At 61.6% G+C, this 18,825-nt stretch carries 17 protein-coding genes; 8 read left to right on the forward strand and 9 right to left on the reverse strand.

Features of this window, described 5'->3' with window-relative positions; genetic code table 11:
- Position 1: 1 nt before the first annotated feature.
- The gene (locus ACI512_RS17980; protein WP_405121240.1) at positions 2–1,330 is read left to right on the forward strand and encodes a TolC family outer membrane protein; all 1,329 of its coding nucleotides are present in this window, start codon (positions 2–4) and stop codon (positions 1,328–1,330) included.
- 36 nt (positions 1,331–1,366) lie between these two features.
- Complete coding sequence (locus ACI512_RS17985; protein ID WP_122811462.1) at positions 1,367–2,776, forward strand: lipase; 1,410 nt, start codon at positions 1,367–1,369, stop codon at positions 2,774–2,776.
- 135 nt (positions 2,777–2,911) lie between these two features.
- Here the strand turns inward: ACI512_RS17985 and ACI512_RS17990 are convergent, their stop codons facing one another.
- Positions 2,912–3,136, reverse strand: coding sequence for a YgdI/YgdR family lipoprotein (locus ACI512_RS17990; protein WP_046036312.1), 225 nt, complete (start codon positions 3,134–3,136; stop codon positions 2,912–2,914).
- A gap of 185 nt (positions 3,137–3,321) precedes the next feature.
- Between ACI512_RS17990 and ACI512_RS17995 the strand changes: the two genes are divergently transcribed.
- The 3 genes from ACI512_RS17995 (at position 3,322) to ACI512_RS18005 (ending at position 8,241) form a co-directional block, all read left to right on the forward strand.
- Positions 3,322–4,968 (forward strand): VRR-NUC domain-containing protein, encoded by a 1,647-nt coding sequence (locus ACI512_RS17995; RefSeq protein WP_405121241.1) that lies wholly within the window; start codon positions 3,322–3,324, stop codon positions 4,966–4,968.
- Complete coding sequence (locus ACI512_RS18000) at positions 4,965–7,220, forward strand: ATP-dependent DNA helicase (RefSeq protein ID WP_405121242.1); 2,256 nt, start codon at positions 4,965–4,967, stop codon at positions 7,218–7,220. The genes ACI512_RS17995 and ACI512_RS18000 overlap by 4 nt, the downstream gene beginning before the upstream one ends.
- A 79-nt stretch (positions 7,221–7,299) precedes the next feature.
- Entirely contained in the window at positions 7,300–8,241 is a 942-nt protein-coding gene (locus ACI512_RS18005) for an alpha/beta fold hydrolase (protein ID WP_405121243.1), read from the forward strand.
- Here ACI512_RS18005 and ACI512_RS18010 read toward each other — a convergent pair.
- Together ACI512_RS18010 and ACI512_RS18015 are read right to left on the reverse strand one after the other, a co-directional pair.
- Positions 8,238–9,188 carry an alpha-E domain-containing protein gene (locus ACI512_RS18010; protein ID WP_231807632.1) on the reverse strand — a complete coding sequence of 317 codons (951 nt, stop codon included), beginning with the start codon at positions 9,186–9,188 and terminating at the stop codon, positions 8,238–8,240. The genes ACI512_RS18005 and ACI512_RS18010 overlap by 4 nt on opposite strands.
- A gap of 2 nt (positions 9,189–9,190) precedes the next feature.
- Positions 9,191–10,600: a circularly permuted type 2 ATP-grasp protein gene (locus ACI512_RS18015; protein ID WP_046036314.1), complete on the reverse strand. Its 1,410-nt coding sequence runs from the start codon at positions 10,598–10,600 to the stop codon at positions 9,191–9,193.
- A 417-nt stretch (positions 10,601–11,017) separates the two neighbouring features.
- On the opposite strand from ACI512_RS18015, the gene ACI512_RS18020 reads away from it, so the two are divergent.
- The 3 genes from ACI512_RS18020 to ACI512_RS18030 all read left to right on the forward strand — a co-directional run bounded on the left by ACI512_RS18020 (position 11,018) and on the right by ACI512_RS18030 (position 12,010).
- A complete protein-coding gene (locus ACI512_RS18020) occupies positions 11,018–11,566 on the forward strand; it encodes a hypothetical protein (RefSeq protein ID WP_064054645.1) in 549 nt (182 codons plus the stop codon).
- A gap of 85 nt (positions 11,567–11,651) precedes the next feature.
- Positions 11,652–11,864 carry a hypothetical protein gene (locus tag ACI512_RS18025; protein WP_064054644.1) on the forward strand — a complete coding sequence of 71 codons (213 nt, stop codon included), beginning with the start codon at positions 11,652–11,654 and terminating at the stop codon, positions 11,862–11,864.
- A gap of 11 nt (positions 11,865–11,875) precedes the next feature.
- Positions 11,876–12,010, forward strand: coding sequence for a hypothetical protein (locus tag ACI512_RS18030; RefSeq protein WP_255610698.1), 135 nt, complete (start codon positions 11,876–11,878; stop codon positions 12,008–12,010).
- Here ACI512_RS18030 and ACI512_RS18035 read toward each other — a convergent pair.
- The 6 genes from ACI512_RS18035 to ACI512_RS18060 form a co-directional block, all read right to left on the reverse strand.
- On the reverse strand, positions 12,001–13,353 hold the full coding sequence (locus ACI512_RS18035) for a cation:proton antiporter (RefSeq protein WP_405121244.1): 1,353 nt from the start codon (positions 13,351–13,353) through the stop codon (positions 12,001–12,003). The genes ACI512_RS18030 and ACI512_RS18035 overlap by 10 nt on opposite strands.
- Positions 13,354–13,438: 85 nt before the next feature.
- Positions 13,439–14,668, reverse strand: a complete 1,230-nt coding sequence (locus ACI512_RS18040; RefSeq protein ID WP_405121245.1) for an EAL domain-containing protein — start codon at positions 14,666–14,668, stop codon at positions 13,439–13,441.
- Between the two features lie 9 nt (positions 14,669–14,677).
- The gene (locus ACI512_RS18045) at positions 14,678–15,061 is read right to left on the reverse strand and encodes a response regulator (protein ID WP_012724304.1); all 384 of its coding nucleotides are present in this window, start codon (positions 15,059–15,061) and stop codon (positions 14,678–14,680) included.
- On the reverse strand, positions 15,046–16,395 hold the full coding sequence (locus ACI512_RS18050) for a PAS domain-containing sensor histidine kinase (protein ID WP_231807628.1): 1,350 nt from the start codon (positions 16,393–16,395) through the stop codon (positions 15,046–15,048). The genes ACI512_RS18045 and ACI512_RS18050 overlap by 16 nt, the downstream gene beginning before the upstream one ends.
- A 392-nt stretch (positions 16,396–16,787) precedes the next feature.
- Positions 16,788–18,155: an ATP-binding protein gene (locus ACI512_RS18055; RefSeq protein WP_405121246.1), complete on the reverse strand. Its 1,368-nt coding sequence runs from the start codon at positions 18,153–18,155 to the stop codon at positions 16,788–16,790.
- Positions 18,152–18,814 carry a response regulator gene (locus ACI512_RS18060; protein WP_064054639.1) on the reverse strand — a complete coding sequence of 221 codons (663 nt, stop codon included), beginning with the start codon at positions 18,812–18,814 and terminating at the stop codon, positions 18,152–18,154. The genes ACI512_RS18055 and ACI512_RS18060 overlap by 4 nt, the downstream gene beginning before the upstream one ends.
- Positions 18,815–18,825: the final 11 nt, after the last annotated feature.

Consider the following 18,825-nt stretch of genomic DNA (forward strand, 5'->3'; position numbering starts at 1 on the left):
CATGAAGCACGTGTTTATCGCCTTGCTGTTGACCTGCGCCAATGCCCAGGCCGCCATGGGCCCGTTCGATGTGTACGAACAGGCCTTGCGTAACGACCCGGTATTCCTCGGCGCCATCAAGGAGCGCGACGCCGGCCTGGAAAACCGCGCCATCGGCCGCGCCGGCCTGCTGCCCAAGCTGTCCTACAACTACAACAAGGGCCGCAACAACTCCCAGGCCACCTTGCCCGACGGGCGCGGCGGCAATTATCACGACGACCGCAACTACAACAGCTACGGCTCGACCTTCAGCCTGCAACAGCCGTTGTTTGACTACGAGGCCTACGCCAACTACCGCAAAGGCGTGGCCCAGGCGCTGTTCGCCGATGAAAGCTTTCGCGACAAGAGCCAGGCGCTGCTGGTGCGCGTGCTGACCTATTACACCCAAGCGTTGTTTGCCCAGGACCAGATCGACATTGCCCGTGCGAAGAAGAAGGCGTTCGAGCAACAGTTCCAGCAGAACCGGCATTTGTTCCAGCAAGGCGAGGGCACCCGCACGGACATTCTGGAAGCCGAATCGCGCTACGAACTGGCCACGGCCGAAGAAATCCAGGCGCTGGATGAGCAAGACGCGTCCTTGCGGGAGCTGGGCGCCTTGATTGGCGTACAGAGCGTCAACATCGACGACCTGGCGCCGCTGAACCAGGGTTTTGCCGCGTTCACCTTGACCCCGGCCAACTACGACACCTGGCATGAACTGGCGATCAGCAACAACCCCACGCTGGCCTCCCAGCGCCAGGCCCTGGAAGTCGCGCGCTATGAAGTGGAGCGCAACCGCGCCGGGCATTTACCCAAGGTCACCGCCTATGCCAGCTCGCGCCAGCAAGAGTCCGACAGCGGCAACACTTACAACCAGCGCTACGACACCAACACCATCGGCGTCGAAGTGAGCGTGCCGCTGTATGCCGGTGGCGGCATCTCGGCGTCCACCCGCCAGGCCAGCCGCGCCATGGAGCAGGCCGAGTACGAGCTGGAGGGCAAGACCCGCGAAACCCTGATAGAGCTGCGCCGGCAGTTCAGCGCCTGCCTGTCGGGGGTGAGCAAATTGCGCGCTTATCAAAAGGCCCTGGCGTCGGCCGAAGCGCTGGTGGTGTCGACCCAGCAGAGCATCCTAGGCGGTGAGCGGGTCAACCTTGATGCACTGAACGCCGAGCAGCAGCTCTACAGCACCCGGCGCGACCTGGCCCAGGCCCGCTACGACTACCTGATGGCCTGGACCAAATTGCATTACTACGCCGGAAACCTGCGCGACACCGACCTGGCCAAGGTGGATGAGGCGTTTGGACGTTGATTTTTGGGTGTTAAACAACAATAAGAGAGGACTGGCATGGGTATATTCGACTATAAAAACCTCGGCACCGAGGGCTCCAAGGCGTTGTTCGCGGATGCGATGGCGATCACGTTGTACACCTATCACAATCTGGATAACGGCTTTGCCGTGGGTTACCAGCACAATGGCCTGGGGTTGGGCCTACCGGCCACGCTGGTCGGTGCATTGCTCGGCAGCACTGATTCCCAGGGCGTTATCCCCGGCTTACCGTGGAACCCGGATTCAGAGAAAGCCGCCCTGGACGCGGTGCAAAAGGCCGGCTGGACGCCGATCAGCGCCAGCACCCTGGGCTACGGCGGTAAGGTCGATGCACGAGGCACGTTCTTCGGCGAGAAGGCAGGCTACACCACGGCCCAGGTCGAGGTACTGGGCAAGTACGATGACGCCGGCAAGCTGCTGGAAATCGGCATCGGCTTTCGCGGCACCTCGGGGCCCCGGGAAACCCTGATCAGCGACTCCATCGGCGACCTGGTCAGCGATCTGCTGGCGGCGCTGGGGCCCAAGGATTACGCGAAGAATTACGCCGGCGAAGCCTTTGGCGGCTTGCTCAAGAACGTCGCCGACTACGCCAGCGCCCATGGCCTGAGTGGCAAGGACGTGCTGGTCAGCGGGCATAGCCTGGGGGGCCTCGCGGTCAACAGCCTGGCGGACTTGAGCGGTAACAAGTGGGGCGGCTTCTACAAGGACGCCCACTACGTGGCCTACGCGTCGCCGACCCAGAGTGCCGGCGACAAGGTGCTCAATATCGGCTACGAGAACGACCCGGTATTCCGTGCGCTGGATGGGTCATCCTTCAACCTGTCGTCCCTGGGCGTGCACGACAAACCCCATGAGTCGACCACCGATAACATCGTCAGCTTCAACGACCACTACGCCTCGACGCTGTGGAACGTGCTGCCGTTTTCCATCGCCAACCTGCCGACCTGGCTCTCGCACCTGCCCACCGGGTATGGCGATGGCATGACACGGATTCTCGAGTCAGGGTTCTACGAGCAGATGAGCCGCGACGCCACCGTGATTGTCGCCAACCTGTCCGACCCGGCGCGGGCCAACACCTGGGTGCAGGACCTCAACCGCAATGCCGAGCCGCACAAAGGCAATACCTTCATCATCGGCAGTGACGGCGATGACCTGATCCAAGGAGGGAAGGGCGTGGATTTTATCGAGGGCGGGAAGGGCAACGACACCCTCCGTGATAACAGCGGGCATAACACTTTTCTGTTCAGCGGACATTTCGGGCAAGACCGGGTGATTGGCTATCAATCGACGGACAAGCTGGTGTTCAAGGATCTGCAGGGGAGTGTGGATTACCGGGAGCACGGAGGCGATACGGTGATCAGTGTGGGGGGCGATTCGGTGACGTTGGTCGGGGTGAGTGGAGGGTTGGGCGAGGTGGTGATCGGCTAGGAGTGGAATGCAGTTGAAAAAGGTGGGAGGGGGCTTGCTCCCGATTGCGGTGGAGCAGCCAACGCATTTATCGACCGGTACACCGCCATCGGGGGCAAGCCCCCTCCCACATTTGATAGGTTTCGGCTTTGGGAATCAGTCTTCCTTGCGCACGGTGGCCACGTCGTCGGCCTTGACCCGTACACGTTTGCCGGCGATATCGGTGAATTCGTAAAAACCGTCGGCGGTCTTGGTTTTTGGGGTGTCCTTGGTCAAATACTGCGTGCCATTTTGCATCGTCACTACGGTTTGCGTCGCGCAACCGGCCAATACCAGAAAAGTGAGTGCAACCAGCGGCAGACCCAAATTCTTCATGTTCATAACCCTTACCTTAACCGTGAAAGTCCCACGCCAGAGGCCGTGGGCGACAAATGTTACGCCATCGACTTCAGCATCTGATCACTTTTATGTAAAAAGTTGCAGGCGCCATTTATCTATTACCGATTGCAACCAGGCCTTTGCGACGGCACTCTGTATGCATAACCAGTATTTGATCGCTGCGCGCCATGGCCAATCCCCTCGAAGAACCGCTCTATTACCTGCATAACTTCCGCCAAGTCCTGCATTGGCTGGGGCAACGCTATGCGGATCTGCTCGACCCGGACGAAGAGCATTTCATTCAGCAATTTGACAGGTTGCCGCAAGCGTCCCAGGCCTTGTTGGTGCGCATGGTGATGCGCAAGGGCGTGCATTTTCGTGCGGGCAAGCTCAACTATGTGGAGATCGGTTGCACCCAGGCTGCTGCCGGGCCATTGCTGGAGCTGGGGTGGGTTAACGACAAATGCCTGCTGGCCTTTGACGCGTTGTTCGCCTTGCTGCAAAAAGGCGAGATTCTCGCTGCATTCAAGCCTTGGATCGAACAACCCAAATCCAAGAAAACCGATTGGCTGGAAGGGTTGTCGGCGCATTTCACCGACAATCGCTGCTTTGCCCACTGGTGCCCCGACCTTGCCGACACGTTGTACAGCCTCACCGTGATGGACCTGTGCGATCGTCTGCGCCTGATGTTCTTCGGCAACTTGCATCAGGACTGGTCCGAGTTCGTGCTGGCTGACCTGGGCATCTACACCTACGAAAAAGTCGAGTTCTGCGCCGAATCCCGTGGCTTACGCAGCCGTGATGACGTGCAGGGTTTTCTGTTCCTGCACCAGTGCCAGCAGGCGTTTGAAACCGGTGCGGCGCTGGAGGAGGTATTGGCCCAGGTCGCCACATTGAACACCGACAATCCCTGGCTGGAAAAACGGCGGGCCAAGCTGTTGTTCCAAGTGGGTCAATATTGCGAGCGCACTGCCGAATTGGCGCTGGCGGAACAGATTTATCGCGCCTGCGCCTACCCCGGCGCCCGCTCACGCTTGATCCGTGTGCTGGAGCGCCAGGAGCACTACGTGCAAGCCATGGCCCTGGCGAACGCCGCACAACAGGCCCCGGAAAGCGCCGCCGAGCAGCAGCACTTGCTGCGTGTGGTGCCACGCCTGCGGCGCAAACTGGGCGAGCCGGCCTTGCCCAAGGTCAAGCCACGGCCGGTCACGCGCCTGGACTTGGCGCTCGCGCTACCGGACCCGCTGATGTCGGTGGAGTATTGCGTGCAGGCTCACCTCAGCGAGCCCGATGGGCCGGTGCACTATGTGGAAAACGGCCTGATCAACTCGCTGTTCGGCCTGTTGTGCTGGGACGTGATATTTGCGCCGCTGCCGGGTTCGTTTTTCCACCCGTTCCAGCGCGGGCCGGCGGATCTGCACAGTGAAGACTTCCACCTGCGCCGCGCGCCGCTGTTCGCCGCGTGTTTCGAACAATTGCAGGACGAGCGCTACAAAACCACCATCCGCCAACGCTACAGCGAAAAATGGGGGATCCAGTCGCCCTTCGTATTCTGGAACCTGCTCAGCGCAGAACTGCTGGAGCAGGCCCTGGCCTGCCTGCCCGCCGAACACCTGCGCTACTGGTTTGAACGGCTGCTGCTGGACATCCGCGCCAACCGTGCCGGCATGCCGGACCTGATCCAGTTCTGGCCCGCGCAGAAGACCTACCGCATGATCGAGGTCAAGGGCCCCGGCGATCGCCTGCAAGACAACCAGCTGCGCTGGCTGGAGTTCTGCGGTGAATACCAGATGCCGGTGACGGTCTGCTATGTGCGCTGGGCAGCGTCCGCTTGAGTTACAACGTTGCCGTGCGTGCACTGTGTGAGTTCACCGCCAAGGTCGGTGACCTGGACCTGCGCTTCACGCCGTCGCCCAGCGCCCAGGAAGGTATTGTCGGCCACCGCACCGTCGCCTCGCGGCGCAGCCCGCACTACCAGAATGAAGTGGCGCTCGAAGGTGAGTACCAGCAACTCAAGGTGCGGGGCAGGGCGGACGGCTACGACCCGGACGCCAACCGCCTGGAAGAAGTGAAAACCTATCGTGGCGACCTCGACGCCCAACCCACCAACCACCGGCAACTGCATTGGGCCCAGGTCAAAGTGTACGGTTGGTTGATGTGCCAGAAACTCGGCCTCTCGCAGATCGACCTGGCGCTGGTGTACTTCGACATCGTCGGCGAGGGCGAGACGGTGCTCAACCAACACTTTCACGCCAGCGAACTGGAGCCGTTCTTCAACCAGCAATGCGCGCTATTCCTCGGTTGGGCCCAGCAGGAAATGGCACACCGCGAAGCGCGCAACAAGGCCGCGCAGGCCCTGGCGTTTCCCCATGCCGGTTTTCGTCCTGGCCAGCGCTCGCTTGCTGAATCAGTGTACAAGGCCGTCAGTACCGGCCGCTGCCTGATGGCCCAGGCGCCTACCGGCATCGGCAAGACCATCGGCACGATTTTCCCGTTGCTCAAGGCCCTGGCGCCCCAGCAACTGGACACGCTGTTCTTCCTCACCGCCAAGACCCCCGGCCGCAAGCTCGCCCTGGACGCCGCCCACGTGCTGCACACCAGCAGCCCCGAGCTGCAATTGCGCGTCCTGGAACTGGTGGCGCGGGACAAAGCCTGCGAGCACCTGGACAATGCCTGTCACGGCGACTCCTGCCCCTTGGCCAAGGGTTTCTACGATCGCTTGCCCGCCGCGCGCATCGCCGCGTCCAAGGTGCGCCTGCTGGACCAGCGCAACCTGCGCGACGTGGCCCTGGCCCATGACGTCTGTCCCTATTACCTGAGCCAGGAAATGGCGCGCTGGGCCGACCTGGTGGTCGCTGACTACAACTACTATTTCGATTTTGGCGCCATGCTGTTCGGCCTGGCCCAGCTCAACCAGTGGCGCGCGGCAGTGCTGGTGGACGAGGCGCACAACCTGGTCGAACGGGCCCGCTCGATGTACAGCGCGAGCCTCGACCAATACCACCTCAAGACCCTGCGCGACGTCGCGCCCGAGCCCTTGAAAAAACCCTTGCAGCGCCTCAACCGTGAGTGGAACGCACTGCACAAGGACCAGATCGCGCCGTACCAGGCTTATGCCGCCCGCCCGGAAAAACTGTTGCAGGCCCTGAGCCTGTGCGCCAGCAGCATGGGCGAGTATTTCAATGAGCATCCCGAATCGCTCAGCGGCGACCTGCAAGCCTTCTATTTCGAGGTGCTGCGATTTGCCAAAGTCGCCGAGCTGTTCAACGAACACTTCATTTTCGACATCAGTAAACGCCAGCTCAGCGGCAAACGCAGCAGCTCAACCCTGTGCCTGCGCAACGTGGTGCCCGCCGAGTTCATCCGCCCACGCTTGACCGCGGCCCGCAGCAGCGTGCTGTTTTCCGCGACCCTGAGCCCCCGTCATTACTACGCGGATTTACTCGGTTTGCCGGCGGACACGGCCTGGGTCGATGTAGAGTCGCCGTTCAAGGCCGAGCAATTGCAGGTGCGCATCGTCGATGCGGTCTCCACGCGTTTCGTGCATCGCCACGCCTCGCTGGAGCCTATCGTTGAGCTGATCGCCCGCCAATGCACCGGGCAGCCTGGCAACTACCTGGCGTTCTTCTCAAGCTTCGATTACCTGCAGCAGGTGGCGCAGTTGCTGGCCGAGCGACACCCGCAGATCACACTCTGGCAACAGTCACGCGGCATGGCCGAGGCCGAGCGCCAGGCATTCCTCGACCAATTCACCGAACACAGCCAGGGTGTCGGCTTTGCCGTGCTCGGCGGCGCCTTTGGTGAAGGCATCGACCTGCCCGGCGCCCGTTTGATCGGCGCCTTCATCGCCACCCTCGGGTTGCCCCAACTCAACCCGGTCAATGAACAGATGAAACTGCGCATGGGCGCGATCTTCGGTTCAGGCTACGACTACACCTACCTGTACCCCGGCCTTCAGAAAGTGGTGCAGGCAGCGGGCAGGGTCATCCGCAGCCAGCAGGACCGTGGCGTCGTGATGTTGATCGATGACCGCTTCGGCGAAGGGCGGGTACGTCAGTTGTTGCCGCGTTGGTGGGCGGTTGCATGAGGCATTCCCGCGATCAATGATGCTGGTGGCGTTGAAAACAATGCCGCACGCTGGGAAAAATCTCGAAAAGGCCATGCCAATGAGCGAGCAACTCATCTGCGTCAACGGTATTGAGTTAAGCGTCCACATCGCCGGTCCCGAAGACGGCAGGCCGATCTGGCTGCTTCACGGCTTCCCGGAGTGCTGGCACTCCTGGCGCGAGCAGATTCCCGCGCTGGCGGCCGCGGGCTATCGGGTGTTTGCCCCTGAAATGCGCGGCTACGGCCAGTCAGGTTCGCCGGCCGAGGTCGCCGATTATGATCTGCTGACGCTGTGTGGCGATATCCAGCAGGCCATGGACCATTTTGGCCATGCGCAGGTGGTCATGGTCGGCCATGACTGGGGCGCGGTCGTGGCCTGGCACCTGGCGTTGCTCGAACCTGAGCGGATCACGCGTTTGATCACCCTGTCGGTGCCGTTTGCCGGGCGCGCACGGCGGCCGGTGATTCAAATCATGCGCGAGCTGTACGCCGACCGCTTCAACTACATCCTGTATTTCCAGGAACCGGGCGTCGCCGAGCAGGAGTTGAACGCCGATATCGAGCGTACCTTGCGCCTGTTCATGCAGGATCAGGATGTGTTTCTGCAAAGCAAACCTGCGAATGCCAGGTTGCTTGAGGGTGTTCCGGCACCCGGCGCCTTGCCGCACTGGTGTTCCCAGGCGGATCTGGACGTCTACGTGCACACCTTCGCCGAGCATGGGTTTCGCGGCCCGTTGAACTGGTACCGTAACTTCGAACGCAACTGGCAATGCACCGAAAGCCTGGCCGGCAGGCAGGTGCTGCAACCCACGCTGTTCCTGATCGGCGACCGCGACCCGGTCGGGGTCTTCGAGGCCCACACGCTCAAGCGCATGCCTGAGTTGGTGCCTCACCTTGAGCAGCACGTGCTGCTCAACTGTGGCCATTGGATCCAGAACGAGCAAGGGCAGCAGGTCAACACGCTGATGCTCGGGTTTCTAGGCAAAGCGGGGGCTGCTTAGACCACTTCCAGGTATGAGCTGTGTATCGCCCGTGCCAGCTCGCGCACCGTGTCGATGAATTCCGTGAGACGGCTATGCAAACCATCCTCCAGAATCTCATCAATCCCGGTATACCTGAGCCGCGCCTCGAACTCCGCCGCCAACCGCTGCGCCGTGCGCCCATAACTGCCGGGCAGATCCGCCAGGATATGGCTCAATTCCTCGATACACGCATGCAACGAACGCGGCACATCGCTGCGCAGCAACAGCAGCTCCGACACCGACCGCGCATTCAATGCATTCGGGTACAGCTCGGTATACGCCTCAAACGACGACAACGCGCGGAGCAGGGCGCTCCACTGGTAATAACCGCGTGCCGACAAGTCGCTGACTTCTTCCGACTCTTCGCCAAACATCTCGTAACGCGCATCCAGCAGACGCAGGGTGTTGTCCGCGCGCTCGACAAAAGTGCCCAAGCGGATAAACCGATAGGCGTCGTTGCGCATGATTGTCCCGGAGGTCGCCCCACGGAACAGGTGTGAACGCTGCTTGACCCAGTCACAAAAGTGGCTGATGCCATGCCGCGCCAGGCCGCCGGCGGCGATGCTGCGCATTTCCAGCCAGGTGGCGTTGAGGTTTTCCCACATGTCGGCGGTGATGCGCCCGCGTACCGCGTGGGCATTGCCACGTGCAGCGCGCAGGCAGTTGTAGATGCTGGCGGGGTTTTCTTCGTCGAGGGCGAAAAAATGCAGCATGCGTTCGGCGTCCAGCTGTTTATGACGCTCAAGGTAGCTGTCCAGGGTGCCGCTGCTGAGCAACGACATGGCCAGTTCATCCAGGCCATCGCTGTGCCCGGCCTGGGGCATCAACGACAGCGAGTAACTGACTTCCAGCATGCGCGCCAGGTTCTCGGCACGCTCCAGGTAACGGGACATCCAGTACAGATCTGCGGCGGTTCTACTCAACATACTCAGCCCTCCACCACCCAGGTGTCCTTGGTTCCGCCGCCTTGCGACGAGTTGACGATCAACGAGCCTTCCTTTAGCGCCACGCGGGTGAGACCGCCGGGCACCAGGCGGGTTTCCTTGCCCGAGAGTACAAACGGCCGCAGGTCGATATGCCGTGGGGCGATGCCGTTTTCGACAAAGGTCGGGCAGGTGGACAGGCTCAAGGTTGGTTGGGCGATGTAGGCGTGAGGACGGGCCTTGATGCGCTGGCGGAAGTCCTCGATCTCGGCGGCGGTGGAGGCCGGGCCGACCAGCATGCCGTAACCGCCGGAGCCCTGGGTTTCCTTGACCACCAGTTCCGGCAGGTGGGCCAGGACGTGAGACAGCTCATCGGGTTTGCGGCACTGGAAGGTGGGTACGTTCTGTAGCACCGGTTCTTCATCCAGGTAGAAACGGATCATTTCCGGCACATAGGGGTAGATCGACTTGTCGTCGGCGACGCCGGTGCCGATGGCATTGGCCAGCACCACATTGCCGGCGCAATAGGCGGCGACCAGGCCGGGCACGCCGAGCATCGATTCGGGGTTGAAGGCCTTGGGGTCGAGGAAGGCGTCGTCGATACGCCGGTAAATCACGTCCACCGGCTTGGGGCCATCGGTGGTGCGCATGAACACCTTGAGGTCGTGCACGAACAGGTCGGCGCCTTCCACCAGCTCCACGCCCATTTCCCGTGCCAGGAACGCATGCTCGAAGAACGCGCTGTTGAAGCGCCCCGGCGTCAGCACCACCACATTGGGGTTGTCCAGGCGGCTTGAGCTTTTAAGGGTCTTGAGCAGCAGGTTGGGGTAGTGGTCCACCGGCGCAATGCGCTGTTTGGCAAACACCTCGGGGAACAGGCGCATCATCATCTTGCGGTCTTCGAGCATGTAGCTCACGCCGCTGGGGGTGCGCAGGTTGTCTTCCAGCACGTAGTAGGTGCCGTCGCCGTCGCGCACCAGGTCCACCCCGGAGATATGCGAGTAGATGTCGCGGTGCAGGTCCAGGCCGACCATCGCCTTCTGGTAGCCCTCGTTGCCCAGCACCTGCTCCGCCGGAATGATCCCGGCCTTGATGATGCGCTGGTCGTGGTAGATGTCGGCGAGGAACATGTTCAGCGCGTTGACGCGCTGGATGCAGCCGCGTTCGATCACGCTCCATTCACTGGCGGGGATGCTGCGCGGGATGATGTCGAAGGGGATCAGGCGCTCGGTGTCTTGTTCGTCGCCATACAGGGTGAAGGTGATCCCGGCGCGGTGAAACAGCAAATCGGCTTCACGGCGACGCTGGGCCAGCAGTTCCGGCGGCGTATTCGCCAGCCAGCGGGAGAAATCCTGATAGTGCGCGCGGCACGCGCCGTTCGCGTCATTCATTTCATCGAAGAAAGATAGAGCCATTCCAGTACCTTGTCAGTGCCGAGGAGAGCTTGGGTGGCACTGCCGCTTAAAAAACCGCATATTTTTATGAGCCCGTGGCCGATGGTGCCAATGGGCCTGGTCCTTACTTTCTTGTGGGGTCGGCTCTGGGTCGGGGGGTAACGAATGCTCCTTTATTCGGGCAGATGAATGGTTTAAGCAATGCCTGTGCCGAAACGCCCAAATTCTGTGTAGTGAGCGGGCTTGCCCCGCGCTGGAGTGCGCAGCGCTCCTGCTTGTTGGGGGCCGCTACGCTGCCCAGCGCGGGGCAAGCCCGCTCACTACAAGAGCCCTGTCTTCCATGGGGCACGCAGTGCGCCGGAATGGTGCACGAACAAACTTGAACTTCACCCACCTCCGATTCTTCTAATAGGACCCGAACCTGTGTGGAGCACTGTCGTGCCCAGAATCATTCCTTCTCCCAATACGCCGGAAGCGGCGCTGGCCGACCACAGCGAACACAACGCGAAAATCTTCGGCTCACCCAAGGACCGCCTCGATTTCTACCGGCGCGAAATCCAGTACGAAACCACCATTTTGGCCAACCGCACCGACGCCTACCTCACCGCGCAGTCGTTCCTGGTCATCGCCTTTGTGTCCGGCATGGGCAACCTCAACCCGGAGTGGGGCAAGCTGTTCACCCTGGTGGTACCGGTGTTCCTGGTCGCGCTGGGCATTCTCAGCTCCCTTAACGCCTGGCCAGGCATTCGGGCCGCGTACGAGATCATCGACCACTGGCACTACAAGCAAAGCGAACTGCTGCGCAGCGAGCCGGTGATGGGCTTGGCCTACGATGAGTCGCCGCTGTTTTCCGAAATGGAGTCGTCCCACAAGGGCTATCGCAAGTCGTTGCTGTTCTCCATGCGTGCGCCCTGGCTGTTCATGGTGTTCTGGCTGGTGCTGGGGATTTATGCGTTCTATATCCAGGTCGACAATCCGATCCGGTGAGCAATCGGACGGAACTTCGCCGGTCGGCGTAGCGCCTTACCTTCAGGCCCTGCTGATTTCCCTCCGGCCTACCAAGAGGTGACCCATGAGCACGAATAAAGACCCCCAAACCGATAACCGTAACGACCCGGCCATCGACGGCGGCGAACCGGCGCCGGGTACCGCTGCCGACGCGCCCAAGGACCCGGTTCCGGCCAAAGACCCCAAAGCCAAGGAAAACGACTACAGTCCAGACTTCAAGCCCGAGCGCGAGCCTAAGCCTGAAACCGATGCTGATATCGACACCCAAGGCGGTTAGAGGAGACGGTCATGTCAAAAGAACTCGACGAAGAACTCAACGATCCGGGCAATGAAGACCCGGGTTCGTTGATGGACGATGCAGAAGTGCCGCTCAACGATCTGGATGAAGCGGCAGATGTGGGCAATAGCGAGGATCAAGACTGAGCTTTCACCTGGGCACGTCGTTCATACCACGCCAGCATCGGCTGGGTACTCAGGCCATGAACGACGATGCTCAAGGCGATGACGGACAGGGTCAGGTTCACGGCCACCGCGCTGCTGGTGCCGATCAACCCATGATTGAGCGCGTAGAACAGGTAGTAAATGCTGCCGATCCCACGAATCCCGAACCAGCCCATCAGGCCGCGCTGCCTGAGGTCGACCAGACGCCCCCAGGGCATCGCCAGCACGCCCATCGGGCGAATCACACAGAATAACAATGCCGCCACCGGCAACGCGCGCCAATCCCAATGGCTCACCAGCACGATCCCCAGCACCGTCACAAGGAACACCTCCATCGAACGCTCCACCAGGCTGCCGAATGAGAGCATGTCGCCCATCATCACGCCGGCGGCGATCTGGGTATCTTTCAATTCGCTGACGTCGCCCTGCAGCGCGTGCTCGGGCTCGACTTCCAGGTGACCCACCACCGGCAGCGCAAGGTGCTCCGAGGGTGTCTGCGAACTGCCGGTTGAGCGAAATTCCGCCTGGCGCAGACCAAGCCCTGCCGCGAACACCGACAGGAAGCCATAACCGCCCACCGCTTCGGCCACTACGTAGGCCAGCGCGATCAAGGCGAGCGTCAGGTAGTCATTGGGCGAGAGCGTGCTGTCACTGTGGGTGATGCGCAACCACAGCGTCACCCAGCCAATGCCGCGGCCCATCCAATAGCCGATCAACAACCCTGCCGGTACCGCCCAAACCAGGTTCTTCAGCACCCAACCGCCCAGCCAGTCACCGTCAAACCCGCCGTGCTGCATGAACAGCAGGGCGAAGATCACAAACGGGAAGGCGGTGCCGTCGTTCAAGCCTGCTTCACCGGACAGCCCGAAGCGCAGCGCGTCATAATCCTGGGCGTTATTGACCTGCACCAGTCCCGCCAGCACCGGATCGGTCGGTGCCAGGATCGCCCCCACCAGCAGCGACACGCCCCACGACATTGCAAACAGGTAGTGCAGCGCCAGGCAGAGGCCGAGGATGGTCAGCAGCATCACCGGCCCGGCCATGCCAAATGCGATGCGCCAGAGCCGGTGTTTGAGCGGCAGACGCAGCTTTAAACCGCTGACGAACAGCGAAAACAGCACCGCGACTTCGGTCAGGTGCTCCATCCAGCGCGCGGAATGCTTGATATCCAGGTGCAACAGGTCGACGCCCAGCGGGCCGATCCCCACGCCCAAGAGCAGGCACACCGCCGAGGTCGTGACCGGCATCCAGCGCAGGTAAGAGGAGGTGAGGGCAAGCGTGAGCAATACGGCGCCCAGTACGGCCATCCATAGAATAAAAGTCATCGGACATCTACCGGGCCGTGGTCTGTCCGGGTTTGAGACTAAGCGTCGCGTACAGGTTCAATGTGATTGCGCACACGCCGAGATTTCACAGACCCTCTACGCGTTCCAGCAACAGGCGCTCCAAGGTTTCCACCGGCAACGGCCGGCTGAACAGATACCCCTGGATCTGATCGCAGCCGGCCTCTTTCAAAAACGCCAACTGCGCCTGGGTTTCCACGCCTTCGGCCACCACCCGCAGGTTGAGACTGTGGGCCAGTTCAATGATGGTGCGGGTGATCGCCGCATCCTGCGGGTTGCTGGTGACTTCGCGGATAAACGCGATGTCGATCTTCAGCGTGTCGATGGGAAACCGCCGCAGGTACGCCAGGCTCGAGTAGCCGGTGCCGAAGTCGTCGATGGAGATTTTCACGCCCATGGTGTGCAAGCGTTGCAGGCTGGCGATGGTGTGCTGAGTGTTTTCCATCAACGACCCTTCCGTCAGTTCCACTTCCAACCAGTGCGGCTCGACCTGGTGTTGCTTGAGCAGGCGCGCGATATCGGCAATCAGGTCGCCTTCGATCAACTGATGACCGGAGACGTTGACCGACACCTCCACCGGGCCAATCGGCCCTTGTTGCCACTCGGCGATCTGTCGGCACACCTGTTCGATCACCCAGCGCCCCACGGGCACGATCAAGCCCAGGCTTTCCAGGATGGGCACGAACACGGCCGGCGATACGGCGCCATAGTCCGGCCGTTCCCAGCGCAGCAACGCCTCGAGGGCGCACAGGCGGCCGCTGGCGACCTCGACCTTGGGCTGGTAATGCAGGGTGAATTCATGGTGTTCGACGGCCTGGCGCAAGGCACTTTCCAAGTCCTGCCGGGCCAGGTCATGCACGTTCATGCCGGTAGGGCGTTGCGCCAGCTCGCGCGAATGGCTCACCCAGTCGCCGCGCGTCTTGAGCCGCAACAGGTTACGTACCCGCAACCAGAGTTCGACACGCTCCACGGGCTTGGTGATGAATTCCTCGGCGCCGGCCTCCAGTCCGTTGACCCGGGCACTCGGTTCGCTGAGGGCCGACAACATGATGATCGGAATGCCTGCCGTGGTTTCATCACCTTTCAACTGGCTGGCGACTTCGTAGCCGTCCATGCCTGGCATCATGATGTCCAGCAGGATCAGGTCCGGTGGCTGTTGCGCCACCAATTGCAGGGCTTCTTCGCCGCTGCCCGCAGTGAGGGTCTGGTAGCCCTCGTGTTGCAGCAAGGTTTCCAGGAGCTTGCGAACCTGAGGTTCATCATCAACGATCAACAGCGTCGCGGGTTGGCTGGCCATGGAGAGGACTCATATGAGGGGTTTTGTGTGCTGTTGCAGCAAGGTGTCAATCACCTGGTACAGCTCTTTGTAACGCAGCGGCTTGATGATGTAGGCGTCACAGCCGGCCAGCCGGGTTTTTTCACGGTCTTCTTTCATCGCCATGGCCGTCAGGGCGATCACTGGGATATGTGCGGTAAGCGGGTCACGCTTGAGCAGCGCGGTGGCGGCCAGGCCGTCCATGCCCGGCAACTGGATGTCCATCAGGATCAGCGCCGGTTGCTGTTCGCGGGCCAGGGTCAGGCCGGTTTCGGCATCGGGCGCCCACAGCACGGTGTGACCTGCATTCACGAGCAATAAGCGCGCCAGGCGCATATTGGCCTCATTGTCTTCAACGATCAGGATGTTGGCCATGCCGCCTCCGCAGCGCGGTGCAGCGGCAGCCAGGCAACAAAGCGTGCGCCACAGCCTGCGCGGCTGGCCACGGCGACGCTGCCGCCATGCAGGTCCGTCAATTGCTTGACCATCGCCAGCCCCAGGCCGGTGCCTTCGAATTTGCGCGCCAGGCTACTGTCGATCTGGCTGAATGCCTTGAACAGCTTGCCCATGTCGTCCTCGGCAATCCCGATGCCTGTGTCGCTGACGCTCAACTCGAGGAACTGTTGGTGGGGGCTATCGGGCAAGGCAAAGTTGTACACCGGCCATTCGCCTGGAATCTGCCCGACTTGCTCGCGGGGCACCTGGCGCACCGTCAGCGTCACTGAGCTGCCGTGCTCGCTGAACTTTACGGCGTTGGCCAGCAGGTTGTAGACGATCTGTTTGGTCTTGCGCAGGTCCAGCGCCAGGCAGCCGAGGTCTTCGGGGCTTTCGAGTTTCAACTGGATGCGTTGCAGCGCGGCTTTTTCCCGCACGATCAACAAGCTGTTGGCCAATAACCCCGCCAGCTCCACGGCTTCCAACTCCAGTTCCATCATCCCGGCCTCGACCTTGGACAGGTCGAGGATGTCATTGATCAGCGACAGCAGGTGCTGGCCGCTGGTGAAAATGTCGCCGATGTATTCGCGTTGGGTGTCGCTCATTTCGCCGACCAGGCCATCCTTGAGCGCTTCGGAAAAACCGATCACCGCATTCAACGGCGTGCGCAGTTCATGGGACATGGTGGCGAGGAACTCGGACTTCATATGGCTGGCATGCTCCAGCTCCAGGTTCTTCTCTTCCAGCGCCCGCTCGAAGCCTTTGCGCTCGGCTTCTTCCTGCTTGCGCGCAGTGTTGTCGGTGCCGATCAAGAGGTAGCCGATGATGGTGTCGTAGCGGTTGCGCAGGGCGGTCACCGAGACCATGGCCGACAGGCGACTGCCGTCCTTGCGGATATAGGTCAGCTCATAGATGTCTTCGATGCCACGCGAGGCCTTGAACACCAGGGCTTCGAAACCCGGCGTGATCGGTGTGTCCAGCTCAAGGCTGAGGGCGGCGGCGCGGGTGATCAGTTCGACGGGGTCGGAGATGTCGGCAGGGGTGATGCGGTTGACCACATCGGCGGCGGCATAGCCGAGCATGCGTTCGGCGCCGACGTTGAAGATCTGGATGACGCCTTTCTCGTCGGTGGCGATGCTGGAAAAGTACGCGCTGTTGAAGATCGCGTCCTGCAGAGCGCCGGTCTTGAGCAGGGTTTTCTGCCGTTTGAACTCGACGATTTTTTCGGCCCGCGATTGGGGTTCGGGCGAGGTGCCAAGAGCTGGTTTGTCCACTGCGTTGTTGTCCGTGCAGATAAGGCCCGGACGCGTCGTTGACACGGCCGCAGAGCATGCTCACAGAAAATCGCGGCAACGCGATGAGGAGGAGATGAGGTCCTTGGACGATAGCAGATACCGCACCCCGCGCGGTATGAATACACCCAAACGGATGCATCCCGACACAGGGCTCGGAGCGCTCGCTCAGTGCTGTTCACCCCACTACGCTACTGCGACGTGGGCATTGCTATCAGGTTCAATGGCGCTGTTGAAGCCTAAGGCACGGTTCAGCTCGCGGAGCGGGGCATTGGCTGTCGCGCCGAAGGAATACACTCATTTGAGTGCAATTGCGCATAACGCCGTCCTCAAGTGACGCATCAACCTGCCCCCCAACCCCAGGTGACAGTCGATCATGACTGCGGGATTTCCAGCGTTGCTCTCAGCCCTCCGGCCGCCAGGTTTTCCAGGCGCACCTGGCCGCCGAGGCGCTGGGCGATGGTGTGTACGATGGTCAGGCCCAGGCCGGCGCCTTCGGCGTTGCCCCGGCTGTAGAACAGCTCGAAGAGGCGGTCGCGCTCACTCTCTTCAATGCCGGGCCCTTGGTCATCCACGGTCAGCACGAAACGCTGGGAGACCTGGCACAACCTCACCGTGATGACCCCGTGTTCCGGAGAGAAATTCGCGGCGTTGGTCACCAGGTTGGTCAGGGCGATGTTGATTGCGCCGGCATCGGTCGTCACGCGGTACGGCGCATCGTCCACGTCGAACACCAGCTCAAGACCTTTGCTCAGCAGCCAGGGTGTCAGTTGGATCAGCGTTTCACGCACTGTCGTTGCCAGGTCGATGGTTTGTACGGATGGCTGTGTGGCGCTGGGTTCAAGGCGCGCCATGGTCAGCAATTGGTTGACCAGGCGGGTGGTGCGGTCGACGCCGGTGATCAGAAAAGCCAGGGACTCGCGGCGTTCGGTGTCTGTGCCGGCTTCCAGCAGGTTTTGCGCGTGCACCCGCAATACCGCCAGGGGCGTGCGCATTTCGTGGGCGGCATCGGCGATAAAGCGGCGCTCACGGCCCAGCATCTCCTGGATCTGCGCCAGCATGCGGTTCAATGCCGCCTGCATGGGCTCCAGCTCCGTGGGCAAGGGTGTCAGTTGCATCGGTTCCAGTGAGCCAGAGTGCCGCGCGCGCAACGTGGCAGCCATATCAGCCAGCGGCTTGAGCCCCCAACCGATGGCCCGCCAGACCATCGCGGCCAGAATCAGGCTACCCAACACATTGGGCCACAGGGTATGCCGCACGATGCGTTGCACCAGGTCGGACCGTACATCGTCGCGTTCGCCCACCCAGATGCGCAGGCCATTGTCCTTGTCCTTGAGCACGAAGCCGCGCCATTGCCGACCATTGAGGTCGTTGATGTTGCTGTACCCCGGCTGTGCGGGGGGCTTCGAGAAGGAAGGGGCACTGGCGGTAAACACCAGCAGCTCGTCCTGCGGGTTCCACACCTGAAAGGCGATTTTACTTTCATAAGGGTGCCCATCCACCTTGGGCATGGCTTCGCCCAAGGCTTTATTGAACGCGCGATACAGGTCTGCCTGGTCTTTGCTGGCCAGCGGCATGCTCATGACGCCTTGGAGCAGCCGCGCGTTTTGCGCCAGTTGTGCGTCGTAGACTTCGGCGATTTCGTGATTGCTGTCATGCAGGTTCAGCACGCTGATCACCAGCAGCCCGGTGAGCAGCAGGCCAATAATAAGGGTCAGGGTTCGTCGCCGAATCGAAGTCATCGGCGCTCCTCGACCAGGTAGCCCACACCTCGGACGGTGCGAATCAGTTCGCTGGAGAACTTCTTACGCAGGTGATGGATGTGCACCTCCAGGGTGTTGCTTTCGGCTTCTTCGTTCCAGCCGTAGAGCAATTGCATCAACTGGTCACGGGTCATGACGCGGCCGGGCGGCGATAGCAGTTCGTGCAGCAGCTGATATTCCTTGGGGGTGAGAAGCACGGGGACACCGTGATAACTGACCTGCTGCGTGCTCGGGTCCAGGCAGATACCCGCGTGCTCGATTACCACCCGGGCACGCCCGGCGCTGCGGCGCAACAAGGCGCGCAGACGCGCCTTGAGTTCAGCCAGGTCGAACGGTTTGACCAGGTAGTCATCGGCGCCGGCATCGAGCCCGGCGATGCGGTCTTCGGTGGCGTCGCGCGCCGTGAGGATCAGCACCGGCACGGTCGCGCCACTGTCGCGCAGGCGACGCAGCACTTCCAGTCCGTCCATGCGTGGCAGGCCAAGGTCAAGCACCACGGCGTCAAAAGTTTCGCTGAGCAGGGCATGCAAGGCACTGCTGCCGTCTTGCAGCCAGTCAACGGTATACCCCTCACGCGCCAGTGCCTGGTGAATGCCTCCCCCCAATGCGTCGTCATCCTCGATCAGTAATAGGCGCACGCGGACTCCTG

This window comes from Pseudomonas petroselini (assembly GCF_045037875.1).
In the GTDB taxonomy this organism is placed as follows: Bacteria; Pseudomonadota; Gammaproteobacteria; order Pseudomonadales; family Pseudomonadaceae; genus Aquipseudomonas; species Aquipseudomonas petroselini.